Here is a 26542-nt window from a genome sequence, read left to right on the forward strand (position 1 = left end):
AGTTCCCGACCCCGGGAGATGTCCCTCTTCCGGGTCGCGGTCGGCGTTGTCGGTGGCACGGTCCACAATGGTCCGCGTCAGATCAACCTTGTTGGTGAAGGAGCCGCAGCCGCGATGGCCCGCCGCAGCACGAAGACACCGCCGCCGGACGACGCGTTCGAGGAGCGAATCCTCGACATCGACGTCGTCGACGAGATGCAGGGCTCCTTCCTCGAGTACGCGTACTCGGTGATCTACTCGCGTGCGCTGCCGGACGCCCGCGACGGCATGAAGCCCGTCCAGCGGCGCATCGTCTTCCAGATGAACGAGATGGGGCTCCGGCCCGACCGGGGCTTCGTCAAGTGCGCCCGAGTCGTCGGCGAGGTGATGGGCAAGCTCCACCCGCACGGCGACGCGTCGATCTACGACGCCATGGTCCGCATGGCGCAGCCCTTCTCCATGCGCCTCCCCCTGGTCGACGGCCACGGCAACTTCGGTTCCCTGGGCAACGACGACCCGCCGGCCGCCATGCGGTACACCGAGTCGCGGATGGCCTCGGCCGCCCTGCTCATGACGGAGTCCATCGACGAGGACACGGTCGACTTCTCGCCGAACTACGACGGCCAGGAGCAGGAGCCGGTGGCACTGCCCGCCGCCTACCCGAACCTCCTGGTCAACGGCGCCTCGGGCATCGCCGTCGGCATGGCGACCAACATGCCCCCGCACAACCTCGGCGAGGTCGTCGCGGCCGCCCGCCACCTGATCCGCCACCCGGGCGCCGACCTCGAGACGCTGATGCGCTTCGTGCCCGGGCCCGACCTGCCGACCGGCGGCCGGATCGTCGGCCTCGCCGGCATCAAGGACGCGTACGAGTCGGGTCGCGGCTCGTTCAAGATCCGCGCCACGACGAGCGTCGAGACGGTCACCGCCCGCCGCAAGGGCATCGTCGTGACCGAGCTGCCGTTCACGGTCGGACCCGAGAAGGTCATCTCCAAGATCAAGGACCTCGTCGGCTCCAAGAAGCTCCAGGGCATCGCGGACGTCAAGGACCTGACCGACCGCAACCACGGCCTGCGCCTGGTCATCGAGATCAAGAACGGCTTCGTGCCCGAGGCGGTCCTGGAGCAGCTCTACAAGCTGACGCCGATGGAGGAGTCCTTCGGCATCAACAACGTGGCACTGGTCGACGGCCAGCCGCTCACCCTCGGCCTCAAGGAGCTCCTGGAGGTCTACCTCGACCACCGCTTCGAGGTGGTCCGCCGCCGCTCCGAGTTCCGCCGCGGCAAGAAGCGCGACCGGCTCCACCTCGTCGAGGGCCTGCTCGTCGCCCTGCTCGACATCGACGAGGTCATCCGGCTGATCCGGGAGAGCGAGAACTCGGCGCAGGCCAAGGAGCGCCTCATCGAGCGCTTCTCGCTCAGCGAGATCCAGACCCAGTACATCCTCGACACCCCGCTGCGCCGCCTCACCAAGTTCGACCGGATCGAGCTGGAGACCGAGCAGAACCGGCTCAACGGCGAGATCGACGAGCTGACCGGGATCCTCGACTCCGACGCGGAGCTGCGGAAGCTGGTCTCGGCGGAGCTGGCCGCGGTCGCGAAGAAGTTCGCCACGGACCGGCGCACGGTGCTGCTCGAGTCGGCGGGCGCGCCCGTCGCGGCCGTCTCCCTCGAGGTCGCGGACGACCCGTGCCGCGTGCTGCTCTCCTCGACCGGACTGCTCGCCCGTACGGCGACGGCGGAGCTGCCGCCGGTCGACCCGGACGCCGCGCGCGCCAAGCACGACGTCGTCCTGTCGTCGGTGGCCGCCACCCAGCGCGGCGATGTCGGCGCGGTGACCTCCTCCGGCCGGCTGCTGCGGATCGCCGTGATCGACCTGCCGCAGCTGCCGAACACGGCCTCCGCGCCGAACCTGGCCGGCGGCGCGCCGCTCTCCGAGTTCCTCTCCCTGGAGGCCGACGAGACCGTGGTCTGCCTGACCACCCTCGACGAGGGCTCCCCGGGGCTCGCCCTCGGCACGCTCCAGGGCGTGGTGAAGCGCGTGGTGCCGGACTATCCGGCCAACAAGGACGAGCTGGAGGTCATCACCCTCAAGGACGGCGACCGGATCGTCGGCGCGACGGAACTGCGGACCGGCGAGGAGGACCTGGTCTTCATCACCTCGGACGCCCAGCTCCTGCGCTACCCGGCCGCGCAGGTACGGCCCCAGGGCCGCCCGGCCGGCGGCATGGCGGGCGTCAAGCTGGCGGAGGGGGCCGACGTGCTCTCGTTCACGGCGGTCGACCCGGCGGCCGACGCGGTCGTGTTCACCGTCGCGGGCTCCACGGGCACGCTCGACTCCTCGGCGGGCACCTCGGCGAAGCTGACGCCCTTCGACCAGTACCCGCGCAAGGGCCGCGCGACCGGCGGCGTCCGCTGCCAGCGCTTCCTGAAGGGCGAGGACGTCCTGATCCTGGCCTGGGCGGGCACCACCCCGGCCCGCGCCGCCCGGAAGACCGGCACCCCGGTGGACCTCCCGTCCGTCGACCCCCGCCGCGACGGCTCGGGCACCCCGCTCCCCCACCCGGTGGACGTGGTGGCCGGCCCGGCCTCCTGACCGCCCGCCCCTCCGAGAGACCCCGGGCGCCCGGCGAACAGCCGAGCGCCCGGGGTCTCTTGTCGTCCGGCGAGAAGGCCGCCCTGCCGGCCCGGGTGTCCTCCGGGACGGGCAAGGTCGTCGTGGACGACGGTGCGGACGGCCCCGTGCGCGACGAGGCGGATTCCGGGGAGCTCGCCGAGGCCCGCCGAGCCTCGTGCGCCGCGCGCGGCGGTCCGGTCAGGCCGGCTCCTCCTCCGTCTGCTGCACGTACCGCAGGACGCCCCACATGCCGTGCTCGTCGGGGGCGTCCTGCGGCCCGGTCCGCTCGCACTCCGCCAGTTCCTTGCGCAGGCCTTCGGCGTCGACGCCGGAGCCGATCAGGACGAGCTGGGTGAGCCGCTCCTCGCCCGCGGGCCACCGCTCGGGGTAGAAGCGCAGGAAGCGGCCCACGGCGTGCACGGCATAGCGGTTGTCCGGGTCGGCGGCACCGAAGTCGACGAAGCCCTTGATCCGGTAGAGGCCCTCGGGCCGCGCGTCCAGGAACGCCATCAGCCGACGCGGATCGAGCGGCGTCGCGGCGGTCAGGGAGACCGTCTGGTACGACGCGTGAGGGTGGACGTGCGGATCGCCGTCGCCGTCGCCGTAGAGGATGTCCTCGATCGACATCTGCCCCTCGATCTCCCCCTCGGGGGCGACCCGGTCGAAGAGCAGCTCCGGGTCGATCCGCCCGTGGGCGGCGTCGACGACGACGGCCTTCCCGGCGAGGCCGCCCACCGTCTCGTGGACGGCGCGCAGCTCGGCCGCGGAGACCCGGTCGGTCTTGTTCACGACCACGAGGTCGGCGATCGGCAGGTGGCGGTCGGTCTCGGGGTGCCGCTCTCGGGTGGCGGAGAACTCGGCCGCGTCGACGACCTGCACGAGCCCCCCGTACACGATCCGCTCGTTCTCGCTGGCCAGGACCATGCGGACGAGTTCCTGGGGCTCGGCGAGGCCGCTCGCCTCGATCACGATCACGTCCAGCCGCGACTCGGGGCGGGTGAGGACCTCCAGGTACTCGTCCAGCTCGCTCGCGTCGACGGCGCAGCACAGGCAGCCGTTGCCGAGGGAGACGGTGGAGCCGACCTGGCCGGCGATCCTCATGGCGTCGATGCCGATGTCGCCGAAGTCGTTGACCATGACGCCGATGCGGGTCCCCCGGGAGCTGCGCAGCAGGTGGTTGAGGAGTGTGGTCTTCCCGGCCCCGAGGAACCCGGCCAGGACGACGACGGGGATCTGCTGCGTGGTCAAGGGACGTGCCTCCGGTTCCGTCGGGCCCCACGGCTGTGGGATCCCCAGAATAGGTTTCCGCACGGACACCCGTGCCGACGCCATTTCCGGTCCCGGGGCGCGCCCCCTTACCGTTTCCGGCATGAGCCCCGCACAGACCAGCCCCCCGCGCCCGCGTGCGCGCCGTCGGCGGTTCGGCTGGCCGCGGCGGGTGTTCTCGCAGGTCCTGCTGATGCAGCTGGCCATCGCGACCGGTGTGACGGTGCTCGCCACCGGGCTGTTCCTGGCCCCGCTCAGCGCCCAGCTCGACGACCAGGCGATGCGGCGCGCCCTGGCCATCGCCGGGACGACGGCGTCGCCCCGGCTGGCGGCGGACCTCACCGGCAGCGAGCCGTCGGCCGGGGGGCCGGTGCAGGCGGAGGCCGAGCGCATCCGCGCCTCGACGGGCGCGGAGTACGTGGTCGTCATGGACACTCGCGGGGTGCGCTGGTCCCACACCGACCCGGCCGCGATCGGCAGGCGCGTCTCCACGGATCCCACCGACGTGCTCGCCGGGCGCGCGGTGATGGAGATCGACAGCGGGACTCTGGGCCGCTCGGCGCGCGGCAAGACGCCGCTGCGGGACGCGGACGGCCGGATCGTCGGCGCGGTCTCCGTCGGCATCGAGTACGACAGCGTCCGCGACCGGCTCCTCGCGGCGATCCCGGGGCTCCTCGCCTACGCGGGCGGCGCGCTCGCCGTCGGCGCCCTGGCCGCCTATCTGATCTCCCGGCGCCTTCAGCGGCAGACCCACGACCTGGCCTTCTCCGACATCTCCGCGCTGCTCGCCGAACGCGAGGCCATGCTGCACGGCATCCGCGAGGGAGTCGTGGCCCTGGACCGCACCGGATCCGTCCGGCTGATGAACGACGAGGCCCAGCGCCTCCTGGGGCTGGGCCCCGAGGCCGCCGGGCGGCCGCTCGACGAGGTGCTCGGGCGGGGCCGCACCGCCGACGTCCTGACGGGCCGGGTGACCGGCGAGGACCTGCTCACCGTCCGCGGGCACCGGGTGCTCATCGCCAACCGGATGCCGACGCACGACGGCGGCGCCGTGGCGACCCTCCGCGACCGCACCGAGCTGGAGCGGCTCGGGCGCGAGCTCGACTCCACCCGGGGCCTGATCGACGCCCTGCGGGCCCAGGACCACGAGCACGCCAACCGCATGCACACCCTCCTGGGGCTGCTGGAACTGGAGATGCACGAGGAGGCGGTCGAGTTCGTCACGGAGGTCGTCGGGGTGCACCGGGCCACCGCCGAGCAGGTCACGGAGAAGATCCACGACCCGCTCCTGGCGGCCCTGCTGGTGGGCAAGGCGACGGTCGCCGCCGAGCGCGGCGCCTCGCTGCGCCTCGCCCCCGACTCCCTCCTGCCGGACCGGCTCGTCGACCCGCGCGAGCTGGTCACGGTCGTCGGCAACCTCGTCGACAACGCCCTGGACGCCGTCGCCGGCACCCCCGGCGCCCGCATCGACGTCTCGTTCCGCACCGAGGGGCACACGGTCCTGCTGCGGGTGACGGACAGCGGTCCCGGGGTCCCGGAGGAGCGCCGGGAGCTGATCTTCACCGAGGGCTGGTCGACGAAGGAGCCTCCGTCGCACGGGAAGCGCGGCCTCGGCCTGCCCCTCGTGCGCCGGCTCGCCGAGCGCCGGGGCGGCACGGCAGGGGTCGCGGACGGGCCCGACGGCGGCGCGGAGTTCACGGTCGTCCTCCCGGACGCCCTGAACGAGCCCGAGCCGCTCCCGGACCCGCCGGTGCGGGAATCGGGTCCCGGGCAGGCCCCGGCCGCCCGGGGGCCGCTCCCGGACGCCGTGGAGGAGGCCCGGTGATCGACGTCCTGGTCGTCGACGACGACACGCGGGTCGCCCGCATCAACGCCGCCTACGTCGCCAAGGTGCCCGGCTTCCGCGTCACCGCCACCGCCCACTCCACCGCCGAGGCGCTCGCCGCCCTGGACGCCCACCCGGTGGACCTGATCCTGCTGGACCACTACCTGCCCGACGAGAACGGCCTCGCCGCCGTACGGGAGCTCCGCGCGCGCGGCCACCAGTGCGACGTGATCATGGTGACGGCCGCCCGTGACGTGGCCACCGTGCAGGCGGCGATGCGGCACGGCGCCCTCCAGTACCTGGTCAAGCCGTTCAACTTCGCCGGGCTGCGCGCCAAGCTGGAGGCGTACGCGACGCTCCGCAGCACCCTGGAGAGCGGCGGCGAGGCCGAGCAGGCCGAGGTGGACCGGATCTTCGGGGTCCTGTCGGCGGGCTCCGTGGCCCCGGACCTGCCGAAGGGTCACTCCCCCACCACGGCCGAGCTGGTCCGCCAGGTGCTGCTCGCCGCCGGTGGGCCGCTGTCCGCCCAGGAGATCGCCGAGCGATCCGGCGTCAGCCGCCAGACCGCGCAGCGCTATCTCAAGCTCCTCGAACGCACCGGCCGGGTCCGCCTCTCCCTCCGGTACGGCGAGACGGGCCGCCCCGAGCACCGCTACGCCTGGACGGCCTCCACGCCCCCCGGCTGAGCGGCCCCCGGCAGCCCGCCGAGAGCGGCGGCGCCCGCGGCCCCGATGGTGGCGCGCGCCGCCCCGTCCCCCTGGCTCTTCAGCCCGGTTTTGCGGGCCGTCAGGCCGCTCCGGCGCCCGTCAGCGACCGGACCTCGGTCTCGGCGTGACGCGCCTCGTCGGACGGCTCGTGCGACGTCACCGTCCCGATCCAGCCGGCCAGGAAGCCCAGCGGGATGGAGACCGCTCCCGGGTTCTGCAGCGGGAAGAGGTGGAAGTCGACACCGGGGAACAGCGACTCCGGACTTCCGGAGACCACCGGCGAGACGAGGACGAGCAGCACCGCCGGAATCAGACCGCCGTACACCGACCAGACGGCTCCCCTGGTCGTGAACCGCCGCCAGAACAGCGAGTACAGCAGCACCGGCAGATTCGCGGAGGCCGCGACCGCGAAGGCGAGGCCGACGAGGAAGGCCACGTTGAGGTCACGGGCCAGCAGTCCCAGACCGATCGCGGCGGCACCGATCACCGCGGCGGCGACCCGGGCCACCGACACCTCGCTGTACTGCTTCGCGTGCCTGCGCCGCAGCGAGGCGTACAGATCGTGCGCCACGGAGGCGGAGGAGGCGAGGGTGATCCCCGCGACGACGGCGAGGATGGTCGCGAAGGCCACGGCGGCGACGATCGCGAAGAGCACGGTGCCGCCGGTGGAACCCGCGCCACCGCCGAGGTCGAGGGCGAGCAGCGGTACGGCGGTGTTCCCCGAGGCGTTGGAGGCGCGGACCTCTTCGGGCCCGATGAGGGCGGCGGCGCCGAAGCCCAGCACGATGGTCATCAGGTAGAAGCTGCCGATGAGCCCGATGGACCAGACGACCGAGCGCCGGGCGGCCCGGGCGGTCGGCACGGTGTAGAAGCGCGACAGGATGTGGGGCAGCCCCGCCGTGCCCAGGACGAGGGCGAGTCCGAGGCTGATGAAGTCGAGGCGGGCCGTCCAGTCGCCCCCGTACCGGAGCCCCGGCGCGAGGAAGTCCATTCCGTGGCCGCTGCGTTCGGCCGCCGTGGAGAGCAGGCTGTTCACGTCGCCGTGGAAGCGCAGCAGGACGAGCACCGTGAGCGTGATCGTGCCCGCCATGAGCAGGACGGCCTTGACGATCTGGATCCAGGTGGTGGCCCGCATGCCGCCGAGCGACACGTAGATCACCATCAGGGCGCCGACGCCGATGACCGTCCAGGAGCGCGCCGCCTCGCTGCTCCCGCCCAACAGCAGTGCTACCAGGCTTCCGGCCCCCACCATCTGGGCCACCAGGTACAGCACGGAGACGGCCACCGAGGAGGTGCCGGCGGCGATCCGCACCGGGCGCTCGGCCATCCGCGCGGCGACGACGTCGGCGAGGGTGAACCGTCCGCAGTTGCGGACCAGTTCGGCCACGAGCAGCAGCACGACCAGCCAGGCGACGAGGAATCCGACGGAGTACAGCATGCCGTCGTAGCCGTAGAGCGCGATCAGTCCGGAGATGCCGAGGAAGGAGGCCGCGGACATGTAGTCGCCCGCGATGGCGAACCCGTTCTCCAGCGGCGAGAAGAGCCTGCCCCCGGCGTAGAACTCCTCCGCCGAGCCCCGCCGGTTGCGGCTCACCCAGGTGGTGATGCCGAGGGTGACCGCGATGAAGACGCTGAACAGCACGAGGGCCAGGGTCTGGTGGTTCGCGTTCACCGCCGCCCCACCCCTCGGGTCATCTCCTGGGTGTCCCAGCGCAGGTCGAGCGCGGCCCGGTCCCTCCGCAGCCGCGCGTGGCGCGCGTACGCCCAGGTCAGCAGGAAGGTGGTGAGGAACTGCCCGAGCCCCGCCACCATCGCCACGTTCACCGCCCCGGCCACAGGGCGCGCCATGAGCCCGGGAGCGGCGGTCGCCGCCACCACGTAGGCGAGGTACCAGAGGAGGAAGGCGAGGGCGGCCGGGAAGACGAACCGGCGGTAGCGGCTTCGCACTTCCTGGAAGGCGGGGCTCCGCTGCACTTCCAGATAGATCTCCGCCGCGCTGTGGACCCGCTGCCGCGGCACCGCGTCGCCGGGGCCGTCACCGCGGGCTGTGTCCCCCGCGTGCTCGCCGCGGTCGGCGGCCGTCGCGCCGTACCAGGGGTCCTCGAAGGGCACCGCCGAAGCGTCGAGCCCCTCCTGCTTGTCCACCTGCTCCACCGACCAACTCTCCTTGTCGAGCGAACCGTTTCGGCCGCGTGCCCAAGGATGGACAGAGCGGGAAGATCCCGGACTCTTCTCCTCCTGCTCTTCACCCCATCAGGTGACTCTTCTCCCAGGTGGCCTGACCAGACCGTGCTGATATGCGTACCGCACGGCCTGCGCCCGGTCCCGCACCCCCGTCTTGGCGAACAGGTTGTTGATGTGGGTCTTCACCGTGGCCGTGGAGATCCGCAGTCGACCGGCGATCTCCTGGTTGGAGAGCCCGTCGGCGACGAGCACGAGCACCTCCGTCTCCCGCTCGGTGAGCCCGTCCGCCTCCGGGGCCACGGGCCCGCCGACGGTCGCCGGATCCCCGGGCACCGTTCCGCCCCCGGACGACACCCTTGCGCCGGCCACCACACCGGCCCGCTCGGGCCCGTCTCCCCGCTCCAACAGCTGCTCCAACAGCCGCCGCTGCACCGTGGGCGAGAACCCCGCGCGCCCGTCGGTCACGTCCCTCAGGGCCCGTACGATCTCCTCCCCGCCCGCGTCCTTGGTCAGATACCCCCGGGCCCCGGCCCGCAGCGCCGGGAACAGCGAGGCGTCGTCGGCGTAGGTGGTGAGCACCACGACCTCCGTCCCGGAGTGCCGCTCACGGATCCGGCGGGTGGCCTCGACGCCGTCGCAGCGCGGCATGCGCAGGTCCATCAGGACCACGTCGGGCGCGAGTTCGGCGGTCAGGGCGACGGCCTCGTCGCCGTCCCGGGCGGACCCCACGACCTCGACCCCGGGAAGCAGCCCCAGCAGCATCACGATCCCTTCGCGCACCACGGCCTGATCGTCGGCGACCACCACCCGCACCACCCTCGCCCCCTCCACGGATGCGACGTCCTCCCTCCAGGACAATCCTTCCGCCCGCTCCTCCGCGCTCATGCGGGCACCCGCAGCAGCACGGCGAATCCCGGCCCGTCCGGCCCCGCGTCCAGGCTCCCGCCCAGCAGCTCCGCCCGCTCCCGCATCCCCAGCAGCCCGTACCCGGAGCCGGAAGCGCCGAGCCCGAGCCCCTCCCGCCCCTCCTCGGCGTCGGAGGGCGGCCCGGAGTCTCGTATCTCCAGGGAGACCCCGCCCGCCTCGTAGACGAGCCGGATGCGGGTGCGAGCCCCCGGGGCGTGCTTCCGCACGTTCGTCAGAGCCTCCTGTGCGACCCGTCGCACCGCCTGGGAGGCCTCGGCCGGCAGGTTCCGGCGCTCCCCGCTCACATCGACCTCGGCGCGGTCCTCCCGGGCCAGTTCGCGCAGGTACTCCTCCACGGGCACCATGTCCCCGCGGAGTGCCGACAGCGCGTGCCGGGTCTCCGCGAGCCCCTCCCTGGCCATGGACCGGGCCGAGGTGACGAGTCTGAGGATCTCCCCCCGGTCCGCACCCGCCTCGATCTGGAGCCGTGCGACCTCCAGGTGCACCATCTGGGCGGAGAGGCTGTGGGCGAGCACGTCATGTATCTCGCGGGCGATCCTGGCCCGCTCGGCCAGGGCGGCCGAGGCCGCCTCGGCCTCCCGGGCGAGCCGCTCCTGCGCCAGCAGCTGGAACCCGGCGCCGCGGGCGTGGGCGTCCAGCCGGAGCGAATAGCCGGCGAGCAGCACGGCTCCGGTCGTGAGCCCCGCACCGAGGAACCCGGTCTCGTCCGCCTCCACGAAGCCGGGGACGAGTACCGCGACGGTGGCCAGGGCGATGGGCAGCGGCAGCCGCTCCATCGCCATGATCGAGACGACTATCCACATCACGGTCGCGGGCGTCGGCGCCCCCACCGCGTAGGACCCGAGGCCGCACAGGGCGATCACTCCGAGCAGCCCCAGCGATGCCGCGGTCCGATGGTCGAGGGTCGTGTGGTGGTAGCCGAGCGCGGCCGCCACGCAGAGCCCGAAGCCGACCGGAGGCAGGGGCGCGAACCAGCCCTCGAACGCTCCCGACGTGTAGCACCCCGTGAGCACCCAGACGCTCAGGGCGGCGACCATGCTGTAGTCCAGGACGATCCGGCCCCGGGGAACTCCGAGGCGGGTGAGCGCCTCCCGCGAGGGCCAGGAGCGCCATGTGCCCTCGTCGACCGCGCCGACCCCGCTGCCCGCCCGTTCGCGCTTGTCGTCCATGCCTGTCCCCCTCCGTCACATCGATGCTACGGAGAGTCGGGCGGGATGTGATCGGCCCGTGGGTGGAGCGTGCGGCTCCACCCACGGGTGGAGCGCCTCAGGCGTCGATGCGCGAGCGGTCGAGGGTGGCCGCCGAGCCGGTGATGAACTCCTTGCGGGGCGCCACGTCGTTGCCCATGAGGAGGTCGAAGACCTGCTCCGCCGCGTCCAGGTCGCCGATGTTGATCCGGCGGAGGGTGCGGTGGCGCGGGTCCATCGTGGTCTCCGCGAGCTGGTCGGCGTCCATCTCGCCCAGACCCTTGTAGCGCTGGATGGAGTCCTTGTAGCGGACCCCCTTGCGCTGGTACTCCAGCAGGGTCTGGCGCAGCTCGTTGTCCGAGTACGTGTAGACGTACTTGTCCTGGCCCTTCTTGGGCTGGACGAGCTCGATCCGGTGCAGCGGCGGCACGGCGGCGAAGACCCGCCCGGCCTCCACCATCGGCCGCATGTAGCGCTGGAAGAGGGTCAGCAGCAGGCAGCGGATGTGGGCGCCGTCGACGTCGGCGTCGACCAGGAGCACGATCTTCCCGTAGCGGGCGGCGTCGATGTCGAAGGTGCGGCCGGAGCCCGCTCCTATGACCTGGATGATCGCTCCGCACTCGGCGTTCTTCAGCATGTCCGAGACGGACGACTTCTGGACGTTGAGGATCTTGCCGCGGATCGGCAGCAGGGCCTGGAACTCGCTGTTCCGGGCGAGCTTGGCCGTACCGAGGGCCGAGTCGCCCTCGACGATGAAGAGCTCGCTGCGCTCCACGTCGTCACTGCGGCAGTCGGCCAGCTTGGCCGGCAGCGAGGAGGACTCCAGCGCGGTCTTCCGGCGCTGCGCCTCCTTGTGCTGACGGGCGGCGATGCGCGTGCGGGCGGCCGCGACGGCCTTGTCGAGGACGGCACGGGCCTGCGCCTTGGCGTCCCGCTTGGTCGAGGTCAGGAAGGCCTTGAGCTCCTTGGCGACCACGTTCGCCACGATCCGCCGCGCCGCGGACGTACCGAGGATCTCCTTGGTCTGGCCCTCGAACTGCGGCTCGGCGAGCCGGACCGTCACGACGGCCGTCAGGCCCTCCAGGGCGTCGTCCTTGACGATGTCGTCCTCGGCGACCCGCAGCATCTTCGCCGAGCGCAGCACCTCGTTCACCGTCTTGGTGACGGCCTGCTCGAAGCCGGAGACGTGGGTGCCGCCCTTGGGCGTGGCGATGATGTTGACGAAGGACTTGACCGTGCTGTCGTAGCCGGTGCCCCAGCGGAGGGCGACGTCCACGGCGAGCTCGCGGGTGACCTCGGTGGGGGTCATGTGCCCGCGCTCGTCGAGGACCGGGACGGTCTCCTTGAAGGTGCCCTGTCCGGTGAGCCGCTGGATGTCGCAGACGGCCTTGTCCTGGGCGAGGTACTCGCAGAACTCGCTGATCCCGCCGTCGAAGCGGAACGTCTCCTCGCTCTTGCCGACCCCCGCCAGGTCCCGCTCGTCGCGGACGACGATGGTGAGGCCGGGCACGAGGAAGGCGGTCTGCCGGGCGCGCTGGTGCAGCGTCTCCAGGGAGAGCTTGGCGTCCTTGAGGAAGATCTGCCGGTCGGCCCAGTAGCGCACGCGCGTGCCGGTGCGGGTCTTGGGGACGCGCTTGCCCTTGCGCAGGCCGTTGCCCGGGTCGAAGGGGCTGTCGGGGCCCTGCTCCGTGAAGATGCCGGGGACGCCCCGGCGGAAGCTGATCGCGTGCGTGGCGCTGTTCCGGTCGACCTCGACGTCGAGGCGGGCCGACAGGGCGTTGACCACGGAGGCGCCGACGCCGTGCAGACCGCCGGAGGCGGCGTAGGAGCCGCCGCCGAACTTTCCGCCGGCGTGCAGCTTGGTCATGACGACCTCGACCCCGGAGAGTCCGGTCTTCGGCTCGACGTCGACCGGGATGCCCCGGCCGTTGTCCTGGACCTCGACGGAGCCGTCCTCGTGGAGGATCACCTCGATGTGGTCGCAGTAGCCCCCGAGGGCCTCGTCGACGGAGTTGTCGATGATCTCCCAGATGCAGTGCATCAGGCCGCGGCTGTCGGTGGACCCGATGTACATACCGGGGCGCTTGCGGACCGCTTCGAGCCCTTCCAGTACGAGCAGGTGCCGCGCGGTGTAGTTGGAAGCGTCACGGTCTGCGGTCAGCAGCGCACTGGACGGCACGGACGTTTCGGCGGTCACGCGGTTCGCTCCTCGCTGAATTTGAAATCTGGCCCGGTGGGGTAAGGCCCGGCGTCGGTCACCGGTCAGAGGGTACCGATGCCTGGTAGAGCCGTTGTAACGCCACCCTCCCCGATTCCTCATGCTAGTCCAGCCTCGCATGGATGTTCGATCCCTCGAAGGGGTGACGCGAACATCACGTTCCCTTCCAGGCATGAACCATTTAGGCTCCGGGCACGTCCTCATCAACAACCGGCAACCACGCCGGGAGGACTGACCTACACAAGCAACGCGAAATCCGTAGAGCGACGCAATACGGCTCATTCGCCGCCAACCGGCAGCAGACAGCCACCTGCGAAGAAGTTTGAAGGAAAAGCCGCGAGCGGGAACGTTTTCGGCCTGGTTGGATGTTGACCCTGGTACGACAGCTCGTCGAGCTAGAGAAGAGGCGACGTGACTACTGTTCTGACCCCCGCGAGCCCCCTGACGGCCGCTGACCGTTGCGACCGCTGCGGCGCCCAGGCCTACCTGCGTGTCGTCCTGACCAGCGGAGGTGACTTGCTCTTCTGCGCCCACCACGGCCGCAAGTTCGAGCCGGAACTCAAGAAGATCGCCGTTGAGATACAGGATGAGACGGACCGCCTGACGGACGTGCCGGCCCGCACCCAGGGCGACGACCACTGACGCCTCGCATCCACGACGAGCCCAGATCCGGCCACTGACCGGACAGCGGGCGGCCACCCCCGTAAGTCGAGGGGGGTGGCCGCCCGTTCTCGTACCGCCACGGTCCGCTGTGGATCAGAAGCTCTCCGGCAGGACCGCCGAGACCCGGGTGTAGACCCCGGGGTTCTCCGCCTGCCCGCAGCCGCTGCCCCAGGACACGAGGCCGACGAGCACCCCCTTCGCCACGAGGGGACCGCCGCTGTCCCCCTGGCACGCGTCCTTGCCGCCCTGCGGATCGCCCGCGCACAGCATCGTGTCGCTCCGGTAGGAGACGCCGAAGCCGCCCGGGTAGGCCCGCTCGCACGAGCTGTCCGGGAGCACCTGCACCCGCGCCGTGCGCAGCGCGGAGGCGTAGGTCCCGCTGCCCGTCGTGTCGCCCCAGCCGTAGACGTCCGCCTCCGTGCCGGGCGCGTACGCCGCGTCCCCCGCCCGGGCGACGCCGATCACGTACGACTGCGGCAGCGGGCTCACGAGCGTCAGCACCGCGAGATCGCCCGAGTTCGTCGTCGGGTCGTAGTCGGGGTTGACCCAGGTGTCCGAGATCCGCACCTCCTGCCCGCCCTGGCCGCGCAGCGAGGCACGCCCCGCGATGACCACGAAGTCGCGCACCTCCCACGGCTCGCCGCCCAGGACCTCGCGCCCCAGGCAGTGGGCCGCGGTGAGCACCTTGGTCGGGGCCACGAGCACGCCGCCGCAGAACTGCCCCGCGCGCGTACCTCCGAACCGGTCACGGCTGGACAGCGCCACCACCCACGGCGCGTCCGTGATCTGGGCCGGCTGACCGCCCACCACGACGCTGTCGGCGGCCGCGGGGACGGCGGTGCCCAGTTGCCCCGCCACGGCCGCGATCAGGCCCACAGCACCCGTCACTGCTCGGCTGAGAGAACCACGCATGGAGCCTCCTGACTCTCCGGTGATGTTCGTTCACCCAGCGTCCAGCACGCGGCGCCGCCGTGCACCCCGCGGACAGCCGGAGGGCCCGGCTCCCCTGGGGGAACCGGGCCCTTCCGCGTACCGCTCCTGCCTCGTGTCCGTCACCCTCACGGACCTGCCGAGGTACGGATCAGTCGAGGTAGTCGCGCAGCACCTGCGAGCGCGACGGGTGGCGCAGCTTCGACATGGTCTTGGACTCGATCTGGCGGATCCGCTCGCGGGTCACGCCGTAGACCTTGCCGATCTCGTCCAGCGTCTTCGGCTGGCCGTCGGTGAGACCGAAGCGCATCGAGACGACGCCCGCCTCACGCTCGGAGAGCGTGTCGAGCACCGAGTGCAGCTGCTCCTGGAGGAGCGTGAAGCTCACCGCGTCGGCCGGGACGACCGCCTCGGAGTCTTCGATCAGGTCGCCGAACTCGCTGTCGCCGTCCTCACCCAGCGGGGTGTGGAGGGAGATCGGCTCGCGGCCGTACTTCTGGACCTCGATGACCTTCTCGGGGGTCATGTCGAGCTCCTTGGCCAGCTCCTCCGGGGTGGGCTCACGGCCCAGGTCCTGGAGCATCTGGCGCTGCACGCGCGCGAGCTTGTTGATGACCTCGACCATGTGCACCGGGATACGGATGGTGCGGGCCTGGTCGGCCATGGCGCGGGTGATCGCCTGACGGATCCACCAGGTGGCGTACGTGGAGAACTTGTAGCCCTTGGTGTAGTCGAACTTCTCGACCGCGCGGATGAGACCCAGGTTGCCCTCCTGGATCAGGTCCAGGAAGAGCATGCCGCGGCCGGTGTAGCGCTTGGCCAGCGAGACCACCAGACGGAGGTTGGCCTCCAGGAGGTGGTTCTTGGCCCGGCGGCCGTCCTCGGCGATGATCTCCAGCTCGCGCTTGAGCTTCGGCGCGAGCTTGTCCGAGTTCGCGAGCTTGTCCTCGGCGAACAGGCCGGCCTCGATCCGCTTCGCGAGCTCGACCTCCTGCTCGGCGTTGAGGAGCGGGACCTTGCCGATCTGCTTCAGGTAGTCCTTGACCGGGTCGGCGGTGGCACCGGCGACGGCGACCTGCTGCGCCGGAGCGTCGTCCTCGTCCTCGTCGGACAGGACGAAGCCCTTGCTCTCGCCCTCCGGCTCCTCTTCCTCGCCCTTGCCGGCCGCGACGTCCTCGAGCAGCTCTTCGCCCTCGACGGCTTCGTCGGCGTCCTTCTTGGACGCGGTCTTCTTGGCCGTGGCCTTCTTGGCGACGGTCTTCTTGGCCACCGCCTTCTTGGCGACGGTCTTCTTCGCGGCCGCCTTGGGAGCGGATCCGGCCTCGTCGGCCGGGTCGGCGCCCTCCGCCGCCGAGGCCGCCGCGGCGGCCGTGACGGTCGTCTTCGTGACGGTCGTCCTGGCGGTGACGGTCTTGGTGGCGGTGCGCTTGGCCGGGCTCTTCGCGGCGACGCTCTTGCGGGCGCGCTTCGGCGACTCCGCTGCACTGACCATCAGCGTCACACCCTCTTCCTCGAGGATCTGATTGAGGCTGCGCAGAACATTCTTCCACTGGGTTGGCGGAATCTGGTCAGCCTCGAAGGCCCGACGCACGTCATCGCCGGCGATCTGCCCATCAGCCTTTCCCCGCTCGATGAGCGCCATCACAGACTCGGACTCGGCGATCTCCGGCGGGAGCGTACGGGATGTGCTGGCCGACACGAACAACCTCTCGGAACGATGGAAAACGGCTTCCGGCCCCGCCCGGGATCGGGCTGGAGCCGACGACCGTCGACGGGGAATGTGCCGACGGCGCGGGCTGGACCGGGGAACTGCACAGCGCCTCCATCGGCTGCTGTATTCCTTCCTCGGCTGTCACCTCTTAGGTCATCGCACGGCTCGGAGGAGTGTTACGCCCAATCTTCGTGGCCCGAGTCACACCTCATGTGCGACACATCAACGCAGAGGGGTATATCAGCGTACATTCACACCGCCGGAATCCTGGCACCGCCCGGGGAGACCCTGCCGGGCTCCCCGGACGCCGCTCGGACCCGGCGGCACGCGATGTGCGCGCCTGCGCGCTCCCGGCCACGGTCCGCGGGTCAGTGTTCGCGGGGGGCGGGGACGACTCGCTCCACCTCGGGGTGGACCGTGAGCAGCGCCCGCATGGCCGTCTCCGCGGCGAGGGCGTCACCCGCGGCCAGCGCGTCCACGATCCGGGCGTGGTGCGCGAGGCAGGCCTCGCTCGGGCGGTCACAGCCCGTGGCGGGGCCCCCGGACACCTGGAGCGCCGCGCCGACGATGCCGGAGAGGTGCTCCAGCATGCGGTTTCCGGCGAGCTGGATGAGGAGCGAGTGGAACTCGGTGTCGGCGCGCGAGAACGTGATGCCGTCACCCTGGGCGAACGCGTGGCCCATGATCTCGACCATGTCGGAGAGGCGCTGCTGGACGTCCTCACGGCCGTGCCCCGCGGCGAGGCGGGCGGCCAGGGGCTCGATCGTCCAGCGCAGCTCGTTGAGCTCGCGGCGCTGGTCGTCCCGCTGGGGGCCGAAGGCACGCCACTCGATGATGTCGGGGTCGAGGAGGTTCCAGTCGCTGACGGGCCTGACGCGGGTACCGACGTTCGGGCGGGCACTCACGAGCCCCTTGGCCTCGAGCACGCGCAGCGACTCGCGGACCACGGTGCGCGAGACCTCGAACCGCTGGCCGATCTCCTCGGGGACCAGCGGACGGTCGGCACCGAGGTCGCCGGAGACGATCATCTGGCCGAGCTGCTGGACGAGCTGCCCGTGCAGGCCTCGGCCCCGGTTGCCGGCGCTCCTGCGGCCGACCCGCCCCAGGTCGGTGTCCACCCCCTCCCAGGAGGGCGGGCCCACGCGGCTGGCGCCGGGCGCCTCCGCATAGGGGTAGCGGTCGAGATCGCCCGGGGCGCCGAGGCCGGAGTCGACGGAGCGGGCGGCGGTCATCATGGTGTGCGCAAGGGTACTCACGCATCCTTTGTCGGCGTTGCCTCCGTGGCCCTTGAGGTCTTTGGTGAAAAGCACACGAAAGGGTGATCGGCGACCTCTACACAATTGACGATGAATCAGACATATTGGTCAGTTTCCGGGGGAGTTGACCGAGATCCGGAATCTTTCGGTCCGCAAGTGATCACCAACGCGCCTTCCGGCGAAGGCCGGTGAACACATAGGCGCAGAGCAACCCTGTCAACGTCAGGGAGAGGGCCACCCCCGAGGGCTGCCCGAGCACCCTCAGCCCTCCCGCCAGCCAGCGATCCACCGCGGGGGACCACTGCGGTCCCGCGAACTCACGCAGTCGCGCGGGAAGTCCGGCAGCCGACCGCACCGACGGTCCCGTCAGCACCTGCTGCATCAGCGGGACGAACGCGACCGGCACCGCGAGGACCGCCGCGACCCCGGCCGCCGCCGCCCGGAACACCCCGGCGCCCAGCACGCCCGCCCAGGCGCAGCCGACCATGAGACCCAGCCAACTCGCGGAAAGAGTCGGCCAGTTTCCGGGTACGGCGATCAACTCGCCGCCGTAGACGAACCGCAGGACCGTCAGATCCACCACGACGACGGCCGCGCCGAGCAGCAGCGCCACGACCGCCGCCACGGTCAGTTTCGCCAGCAGCAGACCGGGCCTGCGCGGGACGGCTCCCCGGCCTGTGGTGAGCGCCGGGTAGCGGTACTCCTCGCCGAAGGAGAAGGCCCCGAGCAGTCCGGCCCCGAGAGCAGCCGGTGGCAGCGGCGAGAGGGCGGGCCAGCCGGCCAGCACGGCGGGCAGCGCGGCCCGTCCGCCTCGCCCGAGGAGCAGGGCGAGCGTCACCGAGACGAGCAGTACGGCGGTCAGGACGAGCGGGGTGGACGGCACGCCCAGCAGCCGGTGGATCTCGTACCGCAGTGGCCGCAGGGGCGAGCGGGCGGGCCGGCGGGCCACGCCTGACTTCCCCGCCCCGATGTCGCGGGATTCGTCGCGGGAAACGGAACTGCGGGGCGACGCGTCTGCCGGTGCGGGGCCGGCGGTCCCGGCCCGGCGGACCGCGCCGCCGGACTCCGGACGACCGTCTCCCGCCGCGGTGCGCGGTGCGGCCCGACCGCTGCCGGCAGGGGCGCCGGAGTCGCCGGTCTCGGCCGCGAGCCGGTGGATCGGTACGCCGTGCCGGAACGCCGTGTCGCCGACGGCCGCGCAGTCGCTCCCGTAGACGGACAGCCGGTTCCCGTCCTCCGCAACGACCTCGACCGGGCGCCGGGCTGCCCGGGCCTCCTGGGTCACCACCGCGGCGAGCCGGGCGGCCTGCGGGGTGCGGACGGAGACCCGGGGACGCAGCCGGGTACGGGCGAACTCGGTCACGTCCTGGTCGCCGACGAGCCGCCCGGCGTGCAGCGTGACGACGCGGTCGGCGTTGCGGACGGCGTCCTTGGGGTCCGCCGTGGTGTAGAGCACGGTTCCGCCTCCGTCCGCGTGCGCCCGCAGGAACTCGTGCAGCCGGCCGCTCTCGGCCGCGGAGAGGCCGGAGTCGGGCTCGTCGAGCAGCAGCGTGTGCGGGTCGCCCAACAGGGCCGAGGCCAGGCCGAGTCGGCGATCGGCGCCGATCGGGAGCGTGCCGATCCGGCGCCGCTCCAGTCCGTCGAGGCCGACGGCTCGGGTGAGCTCCTCGGCCCGCGAGGCGGGAACCCCCGTGGCGGCGCAGAGCATGCGCAACTGGCTCCGGAGGGTGCGGGAGGGGTGGCCGGGGATGTCGCCGAGCAGGACGCCGACCTCACGTTGCGGCTGGGCGATGCGGTGGAGCGGCCGCCCACGGAAGTAGGTGGTCCCGCGACCCGGCTCGAGTTCGAGCATGAGCCGGAGCGCGGTGGTCTTGCCCGAGCCCGCGGAGCCGAGAAGAGCGGTCACGGCACCCGGCCGGGCCTCGAAGGTCAGATCGTCCACCGCGGGCGGGCGATCTTGGCGGGGAGTGCTGGTCAGTCCGATGGCCTGGAGCATCGCTTCTCTCGCGGTAGGTGACACCGCTCCGCGGCAGGGCGGCGCTACCGCAGCAAGATAACGCTACATTTCGGACTTTCCACGCAGGGTTGGCGCCCAGGACGCCGGGACACCGGTCCGTCAGACCTCGGGACGCAGCATCGGCGGGTTGAGGAGAGTGGCCCCACCTGCCCTGAAGAGCTGGGCCGGGCGCCCGCCCTGACGGGTCGTGGTGCCACCGGCCGGAACGAGGAAGCCGGGCGTGCCGGTCACCTTCCGGTGGAAGTTGCGCGGGTCCAGCGCGACGCCCCAGACGGCCTCGTAGACCCGTCGCAGCTCTCCCACGGTGAACTCGGGCGGGCAGAAGGCCGTGGCCAGGGACGAGTACTCGATCTTGGACCGGGCCCGCTCGACCCCGTCGGCGAGGATCCGGGCGTGGTCGAAGGCGAGCGCGACCGGGCCGCCTTCCTTCTCGTCGCCTCCGGCATCCCTGAAATCTTCGTCCACGGCACTCCGGAGCGCCGTGGACGCGTCCGCCGTCCCGGCGAGCAGTTCCTCGCCGAGCAGTTCCTCGACGGGGGCCCAGCGGGCGCTGTTCGCGTCGCCGCCGGCCCGCGGGGCGGGAAGGTCGGGGGCGAGCGCCAGATGCGCGACGCTGACCACCCGCATGCGCGGGTCCCGATCAGGCGCCCCGTAGGTCGCCAGTTGCTCCAGGTGCGCGCCGTTGCTCGGCACCGGTGGCGGGGCGGCCGGGTCGTGGGCGCAGAGGCCGGTCTCCTCGACCAGCTCGCGCGCGGCGGCGCCGCCGAGGTCCTCGTCCTCGCGCACGAAGCCGCCGGGCAGCGCCCAACGCCCCTTGTACGGTGCTTCCCCCCTCCGCACGACCAGGGTGCAGAGCGCGTGGCGGCGCACGGTGAGTACGACCAGATCGACGGTCACGGCGAACGGCGGAAAGGCCGACGGGTCGTAGGGAGGCATGCCGCGATCATAGTCGTCTTCCTGACGATAAGCACGCCCCTCGAAAGCATCGGCGGCGACTCCCGCACCCTCGCGCGAGGCTTCCGTCGTGTCTGTGCCCGGCATCCCGTCACACCCCCAGTTGAAGGCCCTCTGCGGCCTCCTCGACCATACCGAGACCGAGCCTGCCGACTCGTACGGCGAAGGGCTCGCCCGCGACCACGAGCCCCGAGAACCTGATCGCCCCGAGCGGCGCCGACCGCAGGGGGTGCGTGGACACGGAACGGCCCGGGGCGTCGGGCCGGAGGCCGGCGAGGGCCAGCAGCGCGTGGACGGCTCCGGCGGCGGCGACGGCCGCCGGGCGGCACGCGGCGGGGTGGGGAACCGGTCGCCCGCCCGCCGTGCGCTGCTCCCCCGCGTACATCTCGGGCAGCCGGTACGCGAAGCTCTCCGCCGCGTCGAGCAGCCCGCGGAGCAGGGAGGCGGCCTCCTTCTCGTGGCCGAGGGCGGCGAGCCCCGCCACCGCGACCGCCGTCTCGTGCACCCGCACGGCGCCCGCCCGATGGCCGAAGGGGTTGTACCCGGGCTCCTTGGCTCCCAGGCTGCGCAGGCCCCAGCCGGAGTCCAGCGCGGGGGTGCCGAGCAGCCGCGCCACCTGCTCGGCCTCCGCCCTGTCCAGCAGTCCCTGGGCGAGGCGGCCGCCGCCGAGCAGTCCGGTGTCGAGGAGATGGGCCGCCCAGCCACCGAGCTGGGGCCAGGTCCGGCCGTCCGGTCCGAGGGCGGCGGCGGGCCGTCCGCCGGCCGGGTCGTCGAGCCAGAACTCCCGCCGGAACTGCTCGCGCATCGCGCCCGCGGCCTCCAGCAGTGCTTCACCCCCGGGCCTCCCGCAGGCGCCGAGCAGGTCCGCTCCGAGCAGCGCCGCACGATGTGCGTGCGCCTGCGTCTCGGCGCGCCGGGGCCCGGCGGCGCCCGGGTCCGGGACGAGCCCGCTCGTGCCGGCCGTGCGGCGCAGCCACTCCAGGCAGCGCTCCGCCGTGGGCAGCAGCTCTTCCAGGTCCGCCGTCGGCAGCCCCCAGCGGCGGGCCTCGGCGAGCACGACGGGGAAGGCGAGGGTGGCCTCGATGCCGGTGCAGTGGGGCGGCAGATGGGGTCCTGCGTCCCGGAGCGGGCCCGTGATGCGACCGGCCTCGGAGCCGCCGGGCAGTTGAGACCGTCCGAGGGCGCGCAGGGTCGTGGCGGCGAGCCGGGTGCCGAGGGGCAGGGCCATCCTGGCCGCCCAGAGCGCCTCGGCGGTGACGGGTCCGCAGCGCCAGGGGACGCCCGCCGCCAGATGGACGCCGGTCGGATGGGCCGGGTCGCGCTGGAGCAGGGCCCGCAGGTCCTCGACCGAGGTGCGCAGCAGCTGCCCCGGGCGGGGGTCGTCGCCCTCGGCGAGGGCTTCGGCGAGGACGTGACCGCCTGGGCGCCCGGCGCCGCCCTGGGAGCCGGCGGGACGGCCGGGTGCGCCGTCGCGTACCCGGAGCCGGACCGTGAAGGTGCCCCCGGGCGCCAGCTCGGCCTCCCAGCGCAGGACGCCCGCCGCGGCCAAGGCGTCCATGGGCGGCGGATCCGCCGTGACGGTGACGGATCGGCCGCCCTCGCCGGTCCAGCGCAGGCCGGTGCCGTGGACGCTCGCCGTGAGCTCGGGTCCGGGTCGGCCGGACGCCACCGCCCCCAGGTCCGCGAGATCCGACCCCAGAGCGATTTCCACGGGGAGGCGCAGCGGGCGGGGGGCGGCACTGCGCAGCGTGATCCGCTCACTGCCGTCGGCGCTCCGGGTGCGCTCGACGGTGAGTCCGGGATCGGGGCCCAGGTCTCCAGGTGCTCGGAGGGCTCCGAGGAACACGGCCCGGTCCGCGCCGGCCATCCGGCCCTGGAGGGCGAGCGGTTCGCGCCCCGCCACGCGGAGGACGCACCGGGAGAGGATCCGTCGGCCCGCCGCGTACACGCCCTCGGGCCCCTCTCCGGTGAGCTGGCCGTGCCCGGCGCTGACGGCGAGGGCGGGCAGTGCGACGCAGAGGAGCGCGTCGTGCACCGAGGGAAGTTCCACCGGCCGGACCGCGCGCGGCGGCGGAGCGCCGGCTGCGGCGCCGGGCCGATGCCCGGTGGGGCGGCCGGGCGGGTGGCCGACGGGGGGTCCGGTGGGGCGGCCGGGGGCCGGGACAGGGCTGAGGGCCATGGCGGGTACGGGGTGCTCTCTGTGCGGACCGGGCGGCCGGCGCGGTGTCGGCGGGACGGTTCGGACGACTCCGCCAGAGAGCTGAACGCGCCGACGGGGGGCCGGGTCACGGTCCTCATCGGCCGCTCCTGGTGCCGCGCTGCCCACCCTGCCTCGGCGACCGGCTTCCCGGACTCCCCGCGGCGGGCCCGCCGGGCCGAACGCCGGCCGCGGGGCGCCGTTCCGCTCCACCGAGCCCGCGACCGGCCTTCCGTACGGTCCGCCTGCTGCTCCGCGAGCGCGCGACGCGGGTCCGGACCTGCGCGGACACGCGGGCGGCCGCCGCGTCCGCGGCGAGTCGGTCGTCCCGTTCGGCCCGCAGGCAGGAGCGGAGCGACTCGGGATCGAGCCCCTCGTTGCACGCCTGGTGCAGCAGCCGGGCGAAGACGTACTCGGCGTCCACCTCCAGCGCGAGTCCGAGGGCGACCCGGGCGGTCGGCTCGTCGCCGGTGGACCATGCGGCCCAGCCCGCGAGGGTGAGCGGTGCGGCGGAGTGCTCCTGGTAGGGGGCGACACAGCGTCGCGCCAGGACCCGCCAGAGGCGCAGCGCCGCGGCGCCCTCCCAGCCCTCCATCCATTCGGCGGCGCGGTCCCGGGTGGCCCGGTCCTGGAGGCCGAGGATCAGGGTGGCCGCCTCGTCCGTCCCGACCAGGGCGTCGTCGGCCTCGTCCCCCGCCGCCCATCCGGCGGCGTCGCTCGGGGCGGTCCTCGGGTCCCCCGGAGTCCCTGCGGAGCCGGTCGGCGCGGCCGCCTTCACCGGATTGGCGAAACGGCGGAGCACCGCGCGGGCGAGGTTCAGAGTCGCCTCGCGCACCTCCTCCCGCCCCTCGTCCTGGGCTCCCTCGACGATCCGGGGGACGATCGCGGCGGCGCTGGTGTCGAGCGCCGAGCGCTGCTCCTCCTCGCGAGGCCCGCCGGTGGGCCGGAACCGCCGCTGCATGTCCCGCAGGGTCCCCCGGACCTGGACGCCGGCGTAGGCCGCGGTCGCCGCCATCACCGTCGTCCCGCTGAGGGCGAGAGGGGTTCCGTCGGGCGGGCAGCAGCGGGCGTCGGGGCAGCAGTAGGAGAAGTAGAGGCCGTCGGAGATGCAGAGGGCCTCGTAGACCGGGATGTCGAGGGCGCCGCAGGCCGTGCGCAGCCGCTGGGCGAAGGGGCGAAGGCGCTCCATGACCCTGCGTCCCGTCTCGCCCGCCGCAGGGTCCTGGCAGAGGAAGACGACGATGCCGTCGGGACGGGCGCCGCTCCGTGCACCCCCCTCCACGAGGCATTCGGCGAGGTGGTCGGCGGTGGTCGCCCATTCGCGGGGCGAACGGGGAATGCCGAGCCTGACCCGCCCGCCGAAGCGGCCGTGCTCGCCGTGGAGGGCGACGAGGACGACGGAGTCGGTGGGGTGGAAGCCCAGGACGAACGGCAGGGCGTCGGCCAGTTCGGCCGGGCCGCGCAGGGTGATCTGGGTACGGGTGGGTCCGCTGGTTTCGTGGTGGTTCGCGTTCATGGTCAGGACGGTCTCGTGATCTCCCGAAATCCGAAACCCCTGTGGATAACTCCGGGAACGGGGCTTTCGTCGACCCGTTCGGGTTATCCACAGATCCGGCGCTCATTCGCCGGATGTCCGAGGCATCGGGTTGCATGGGGGCATGACCCACGCAGACCCCCTGGAAGACCGTGCGGCGCTCCGGACCGCCGCCGACGCCGTGCTCGCCCGTCTCGTCTCGGACCCGACCGGCACGGCGAGACTGCGCGAGGACCAGTGGCGGGCCATCGAGGCGCTGGTCGCGGACCGGCGCCGTGCCCTGGTGGTGCAGCGGACGGGCTGGGGCAAGTCGGCCGTGTACTTCGTGGCGACCTCGCTGCTCCGCGAGCGCGGCAGCGGACCGACCGTGATCGTCTCCCCCCTGCTCGCGCTGATGCGCAACCAGGTGGAGGCGGCGGCGCGGGCGGGCATCCGTGCCCGGACGATCAACTCGTCGAACACGGAGGAGTGGGACACGGTCCAGCAGGAGGTGGCCGCCGGCGAGGTGGACGTCCTCCTGGTGAGCCCCGAGCGGCTCAACAATCCCGATTTCCGTGACCAGGTACTCCCCCGGCTCGCCGCCGCGACCGGCCTGCTGGTGGTGGACGAGGCGCACTGCATCTCGGACTGGGGGCACGACTTCCGTCCCGACTACCGCCGGCTGCGCACGATGCTGGCGGACCTGCCGTCCGGGGTTCCGGTGCTCGCGACCACGGCGACGGCGAACGCCCGGGTGACGGCCGACGTGGCCGAGCAGCTCGGCACCGGCGCCGGCACGGACGCCCTGGTGCTGCGCGGCCCGCTGGACCGGGAGAGCCTGAGCCTGGGCGTGGTCCGGCTGCCGGACGCGGCCCACCGCTTGGCGTGGCTGGCCGACCACCTCGGCGAACTGCCCGGATCCGGCATCATCTACACGCTGACGGTCGCCGCGGCGGACGAGGTCACGGCCTATCTGCGCCAGTGCGGACACACCGTCTCCTCGTACACGGGCCGCACGGAGAACGCCGACCGGCAGCAGGCGGAGGACGACCTCCAGGCGAACCGGGTCAAGGCGCTCGTGGCGACCTCGGCCCTCGGCATGGGCTTCGACAAGCCCGACCTCGGCTTCGTGGTGCATCTCGGGTCGCCGTCGTCCCCGATCGCGTACTACCAGCAGGTCGGCCGCGCCGGTCGTGGTGTGGAGCACGCCGAGGTGCTGCTGCTGCCGGGGCAGGAGGACGAGGCGATCTGGCGGTACTTCGCCTCGGTGGCCTTCCCTCCCGAGGAGCAGGTGCGCCGGACCATCGACGTACTCGCCCAGGCGGGCCGGCCCTTGTCCCTGCCCGCCCTGGAGCCTCTGGTCGAGCTGCGCAGGACCCGTCTGGAGACGATGCTCAAGGTCCTCGACGTGGACGGCGCGGTGCGGCGGGTGAAGGGCGGGTGGGAGAGCACGGGCCGTCCGTGGGTGTACGACACCGAGCGGTACGCCTGGGTGGCGCGGCAGCGGGCGGCGGAGCAGCAGGCGATGCGCGACTACGCGGCGTCCTCGGGATGCCGGATGGAGTTCCTGCGGCGCCAGTTGGACGACGAGGAGGCCGCGCCGTGCGGCCGCTGCGACAACTGCGCGGGGAGCCGGTTCGACCCGAAGGTCACCGACGCGGCGCTGGACGCGGCCAAGGGCGAGCTCGGGCGTCCGGGCGTGGAGGTCGAGCCGCGGAAGATGTGGCCGACCGGCCTGGCGGCCGTCGGGGTCGATCTGAAGGGCCGTATCCCGGCGGGGGAACAGGCTTTCGGCGGCCGGGCCCTGGGCCGTCTCTCGGACATCGGTTGGGGGAACCGGCTGCGTCCCCTTCTGGCCGACACCGCAGCCGACGGTCCGGTTCCTGACGATGTCGTGCAGGCGGTGGTGCACGTGCTCGCCGACTGGGCGAAGGGGCCCGGCGGTTGGGCCTCTGGGGCGTCCGACGCGCCCGCGCGGCCGGCCGGTGTGGTCACGGTGGCCTCCCACCGCAGGCCCCGGCTGGTGGGTTCGCTCGGGCAGCGGATCGCGGAGATCGGCAGGATGCCTCTGCTCGGGGCGGTGGAGTACGCGCCCGAGGCGGAGGACGTGCGGCTGTCCCGGACCAACAGCGCCCAGCGGGTGGTGGGGTTGCAGCGCACGCTGACGGTCTCCACCGAGTTGGGTGAGCGGCTGGCCGCGGCCGGAGGGCCGGTGCTCCTCGTCGACGACCTGTCCGACAGCGGCTGGACCTTGGCGGTGGCGGCCCGGCTGCTGCGCAGGGCCGGAGCGGAAGGAGTGTTTCCGCTGGTGCTCGCAGTCCAGGGGTGAAACGGGAGGGGAAACGGGGAGTGAACAATGGGCAACTGGGCAGGGATATGAAAGGCATACCGA

General features: G+C 72.7%; 18 protein-coding genes. 5 read left to right on the plus strand and 13 right to left on the minus strand.

Going from position 1 to position 26542, the window contains the following annotated elements:
- Positions 1-114 precede the first annotated feature (114 nt).
- Positions 115-2574, plus strand: a complete 2460-nt coding sequence (locus tag ACY0MR_RS09955) for a DNA gyrase/topoisomerase IV subunit A (protein ID WP_388806808.1) — start codon at positions 115-117, stop codon at positions 2572-2574.
- Positions 2575-2793: 219 nt separating this feature from the next.
- Here ACY0MR_RS09955 and ACY0MR_RS09960 read toward each other — a convergent pair whose 3' ends face one another.
- Positions 2794-3843, minus strand: coding sequence for a CobW family GTP-binding protein (locus tag ACY0MR_RS09960; protein WP_473560353.1), 1050 nt, complete (start codon positions 3841-3843; stop codon positions 2794-2796).
- Positions 3844-3964: 121 nt separating this feature from the next.
- Here ACY0MR_RS09960 and ACY0MR_RS09965 point away from each other — a divergent pair, with 121 nt between their 5' ends.
- Positions 3965-5686 carry a sensor histidine kinase gene (locus ACY0MR_RS09965; protein ID WP_473560355.1) on the plus strand — a complete coding sequence of 574 codons (1722 nt, stop codon included), beginning with the start codon at positions 3965-3967 and terminating at the stop codon, positions 5684-5686.
- A complete protein-coding gene (locus ACY0MR_RS09970) occupies positions 5683-6372 on the plus strand; it encodes a response regulator (protein WP_392865068.1) in 690 nt (229 codons plus the stop codon). Before ACY0MR_RS09965 ends, ACY0MR_RS09970 begins: the two co-directional genes overlap by 4 nt.
- Positions 6373-6472: 100 nt before the next feature.
- Here ACY0MR_RS09970 and ACY0MR_RS09975 read toward each other — a convergent pair whose 3' ends face one another.
- From ACY0MR_RS09975 to ACY0MR_RS09995, 5 genes are all read right to left on the minus strand, one after another.
- Positions 6473-8065 carry a solute symporter family protein gene (locus tag ACY0MR_RS09975; protein WP_392865071.1) on the minus strand — a complete coding sequence of 531 codons (1593 nt, stop codon included), beginning with the start codon at positions 8063-8065 and terminating at the stop codon, positions 6473-6475.
- Positions 8062-8547: a DUF485 domain-containing protein gene (locus ACY0MR_RS09980; RefSeq protein ID WP_404081731.1), complete on the minus strand. Its 486-nt coding sequence runs from the start codon at positions 8545-8547 to the stop codon at positions 8062-8064. The genes ACY0MR_RS09975 and ACY0MR_RS09980 overlap by 4 nt, the downstream gene beginning before the upstream one ends.
- Positions 8548-8646: 99 nt before the next feature.
- Complete coding sequence (locus ACY0MR_RS09985) at positions 8647-9462, minus strand: response regulator (protein ID WP_473560358.1); 816 nt, start codon at positions 9460-9462, stop codon at positions 8647-8649.
- Complete coding sequence (locus ACY0MR_RS09990) at positions 9459-10673, minus strand: sensor histidine kinase (protein ID WP_473560360.1); 1215 nt, start codon at positions 10671-10673, stop codon at positions 9459-9461. Before ACY0MR_RS09990 ends, ACY0MR_RS09985 begins: the two co-directional genes overlap by 4 nt.
- 97 nt (positions 10674-10770) lie before the next feature.
- Entirely contained in the window at positions 10771-12888 is a 2118-nt protein-coding gene (locus tag ACY0MR_RS09995) for a DNA gyrase/topoisomerase IV subunit B (RefSeq protein WP_361846409.1), read from the minus strand.
- 432 nt (positions 12889-13320) lie between these two features.
- Between ACY0MR_RS09995 and ACY0MR_RS10000 the strand changes: the two genes are divergently transcribed.
- Entirely contained in the window at positions 13321-13551 is a 231-nt protein-coding gene (locus ACY0MR_RS10000) for a DUF7455 domain-containing protein (RefSeq protein WP_015036683.1), read from the plus strand.
- Positions 13552-13665: 114 nt separating this feature from the next.
- Here ACY0MR_RS10000 and ACY0MR_RS10005 read toward each other — a convergent pair whose 3' ends face one another.
- The 7 genes from ACY0MR_RS10005 to ACY0MR_RS10035 all read right to left on the minus strand — a co-directional run bounded on the left by ACY0MR_RS10005 (position 13666) and on the right by ACY0MR_RS10035 (position 24153).
- Complete coding sequence (locus ACY0MR_RS10005; protein WP_392865077.1) at positions 13666-14484, minus strand: S1 family serine peptidase; 819 nt, start codon at positions 14482-14484, stop codon at positions 13666-13668.
- A 169-nt stretch (positions 14485-14653) separates the two neighbouring features.
- Positions 14654-16201, minus strand: a complete 1548-nt coding sequence (locus ACY0MR_RS10010) for an RNA polymerase sigma factor (RefSeq protein ID WP_388806828.1) — start codon at positions 16199-16201, stop codon at positions 14654-14656.
- 380 nt (positions 16202-16581) lie between these two features.
- Positions 16582-17469, minus strand: coding sequence for a FadR/GntR family transcriptional regulator (locus tag ACY0MR_RS10015; protein ID WP_473560363.1), 888 nt, complete (start codon positions 17467-17469; stop codon positions 16582-16584).
- Between the two features lie 160 nt (positions 17470-17629).
- Positions 17630-19465, minus strand: coding sequence for an ATP-binding cassette domain-containing protein (locus tag ACY0MR_RS10020; protein WP_473560365.1), 1836 nt, complete (start codon positions 19463-19465; stop codon positions 17630-17632).
- A gap of 120 nt (positions 19466-19585) precedes the next feature.
- Positions 19586-20422: an NUDIX hydrolase gene (locus ACY0MR_RS10025; RefSeq protein ID WP_404081719.1), complete on the minus strand. Its 837-nt coding sequence runs from the start codon at positions 20420-20422 to the stop codon at positions 19586-19588.
- Positions 20423-20531: 109 nt separating this feature from the next.
- Positions 20532-22619 (minus strand): amylo-alpha-1,6-glucosidase, encoded by a 2088-nt coding sequence (locus tag ACY0MR_RS10030; protein ID WP_473560367.1) that lies wholly within the window; start codon positions 22617-22619, stop codon positions 20532-20534.
- 115 nt (positions 22620-22734) lie between these two features.
- Positions 22735-24153, minus strand: a complete 1419-nt coding sequence (locus ACY0MR_RS10035) for a DUF4192 domain-containing protein (protein ID WP_473560369.1) — start codon at positions 24151-24153, stop codon at positions 22735-22737.
- 142 nt (positions 24154-24295) lie between these two features.
- Here ACY0MR_RS10035 and ACY0MR_RS10040 point away from each other — a divergent pair, with 142 nt between their 5' ends.
- Positions 24296-26479, plus strand: a complete 2184-nt coding sequence (locus tag ACY0MR_RS10040; RefSeq protein ID WP_473560371.1) for a RecQ family ATP-dependent DNA helicase — start codon at positions 24296-24298, stop codon at positions 26477-26479.
- Positions 26480-26542: the final 63 nt, after the last annotated feature.

It is taken from the genome of Streptomyces sp. JN8 (assembly GCF_055808075.1).

Coding starts and splice junctions, on each gene's coding strand:
- ACY0MR_RS10030 (WP_473560367.1), bottom strand. CDS start 22,619: ATGGCCCTCAGCCCTGTCCCGGCCCCCGGCCGCCCCACCGGACCCCCC.
- ACY0MR_RS10035 (WP_473560369.1), bottom strand. CDS start 24,153: ATGAACGCGAACCACCACGAAACCAGCGGACCCACCCGTACCCAGATC.
- ACY0MR_RS09955 (WP_388806808.1), top strand. CDS start 115: ATGGCCCGCCGCAGCACGAAGACACCGCCGCCGGACGACGCGTTCGAG.
- ACY0MR_RS09990 (WP_473560360.1), bottom strand. CDS start 10,673: ATGGACGACAAGCGCGAACGGGCGGGCAGCGGGGTCGGCGCGGTCGAC.
- ACY0MR_RS09985 (WP_473560358.1), bottom strand. CDS start 9,462: ATGAGCGCGGAGGAGCGGGCGGAAGGATTGTCCTGGAGGGAGGACGTC.
- ACY0MR_RS10040 (WP_473560371.1), top strand. CDS start 24,296: ATGACCCACGCAGACCCCCTGGAAGACCGTGCGGCGCTCCGGACCGCC.
- ACY0MR_RS10020 (WP_473560365.1), bottom strand. CDS start 19,465: ATGCTCCAGGCCATCGGACTGACCAGCACTCCCCGCCAAGATCGCCCG.
- ACY0MR_RS09965 (WP_473560355.1), top strand. CDS start 3,965: ATGAGCCCCGCACAGACCAGCCCCCCGCGCCCGCGTGCGCGCCGTCGG.
- ACY0MR_RS10005 (WP_392865077.1), bottom strand. CDS start 14,484: ATGCGTGGTTCTCTCAGCCGAGCAGTGACGGGTGCTGTGGGCCTGATC.
- ACY0MR_RS10025 (WP_404081719.1), bottom strand. CDS start 20,422: ATGCCTCCCTACGACCCGTCGGCCTTTCCGCCGTTCGCCGTGACCGTC.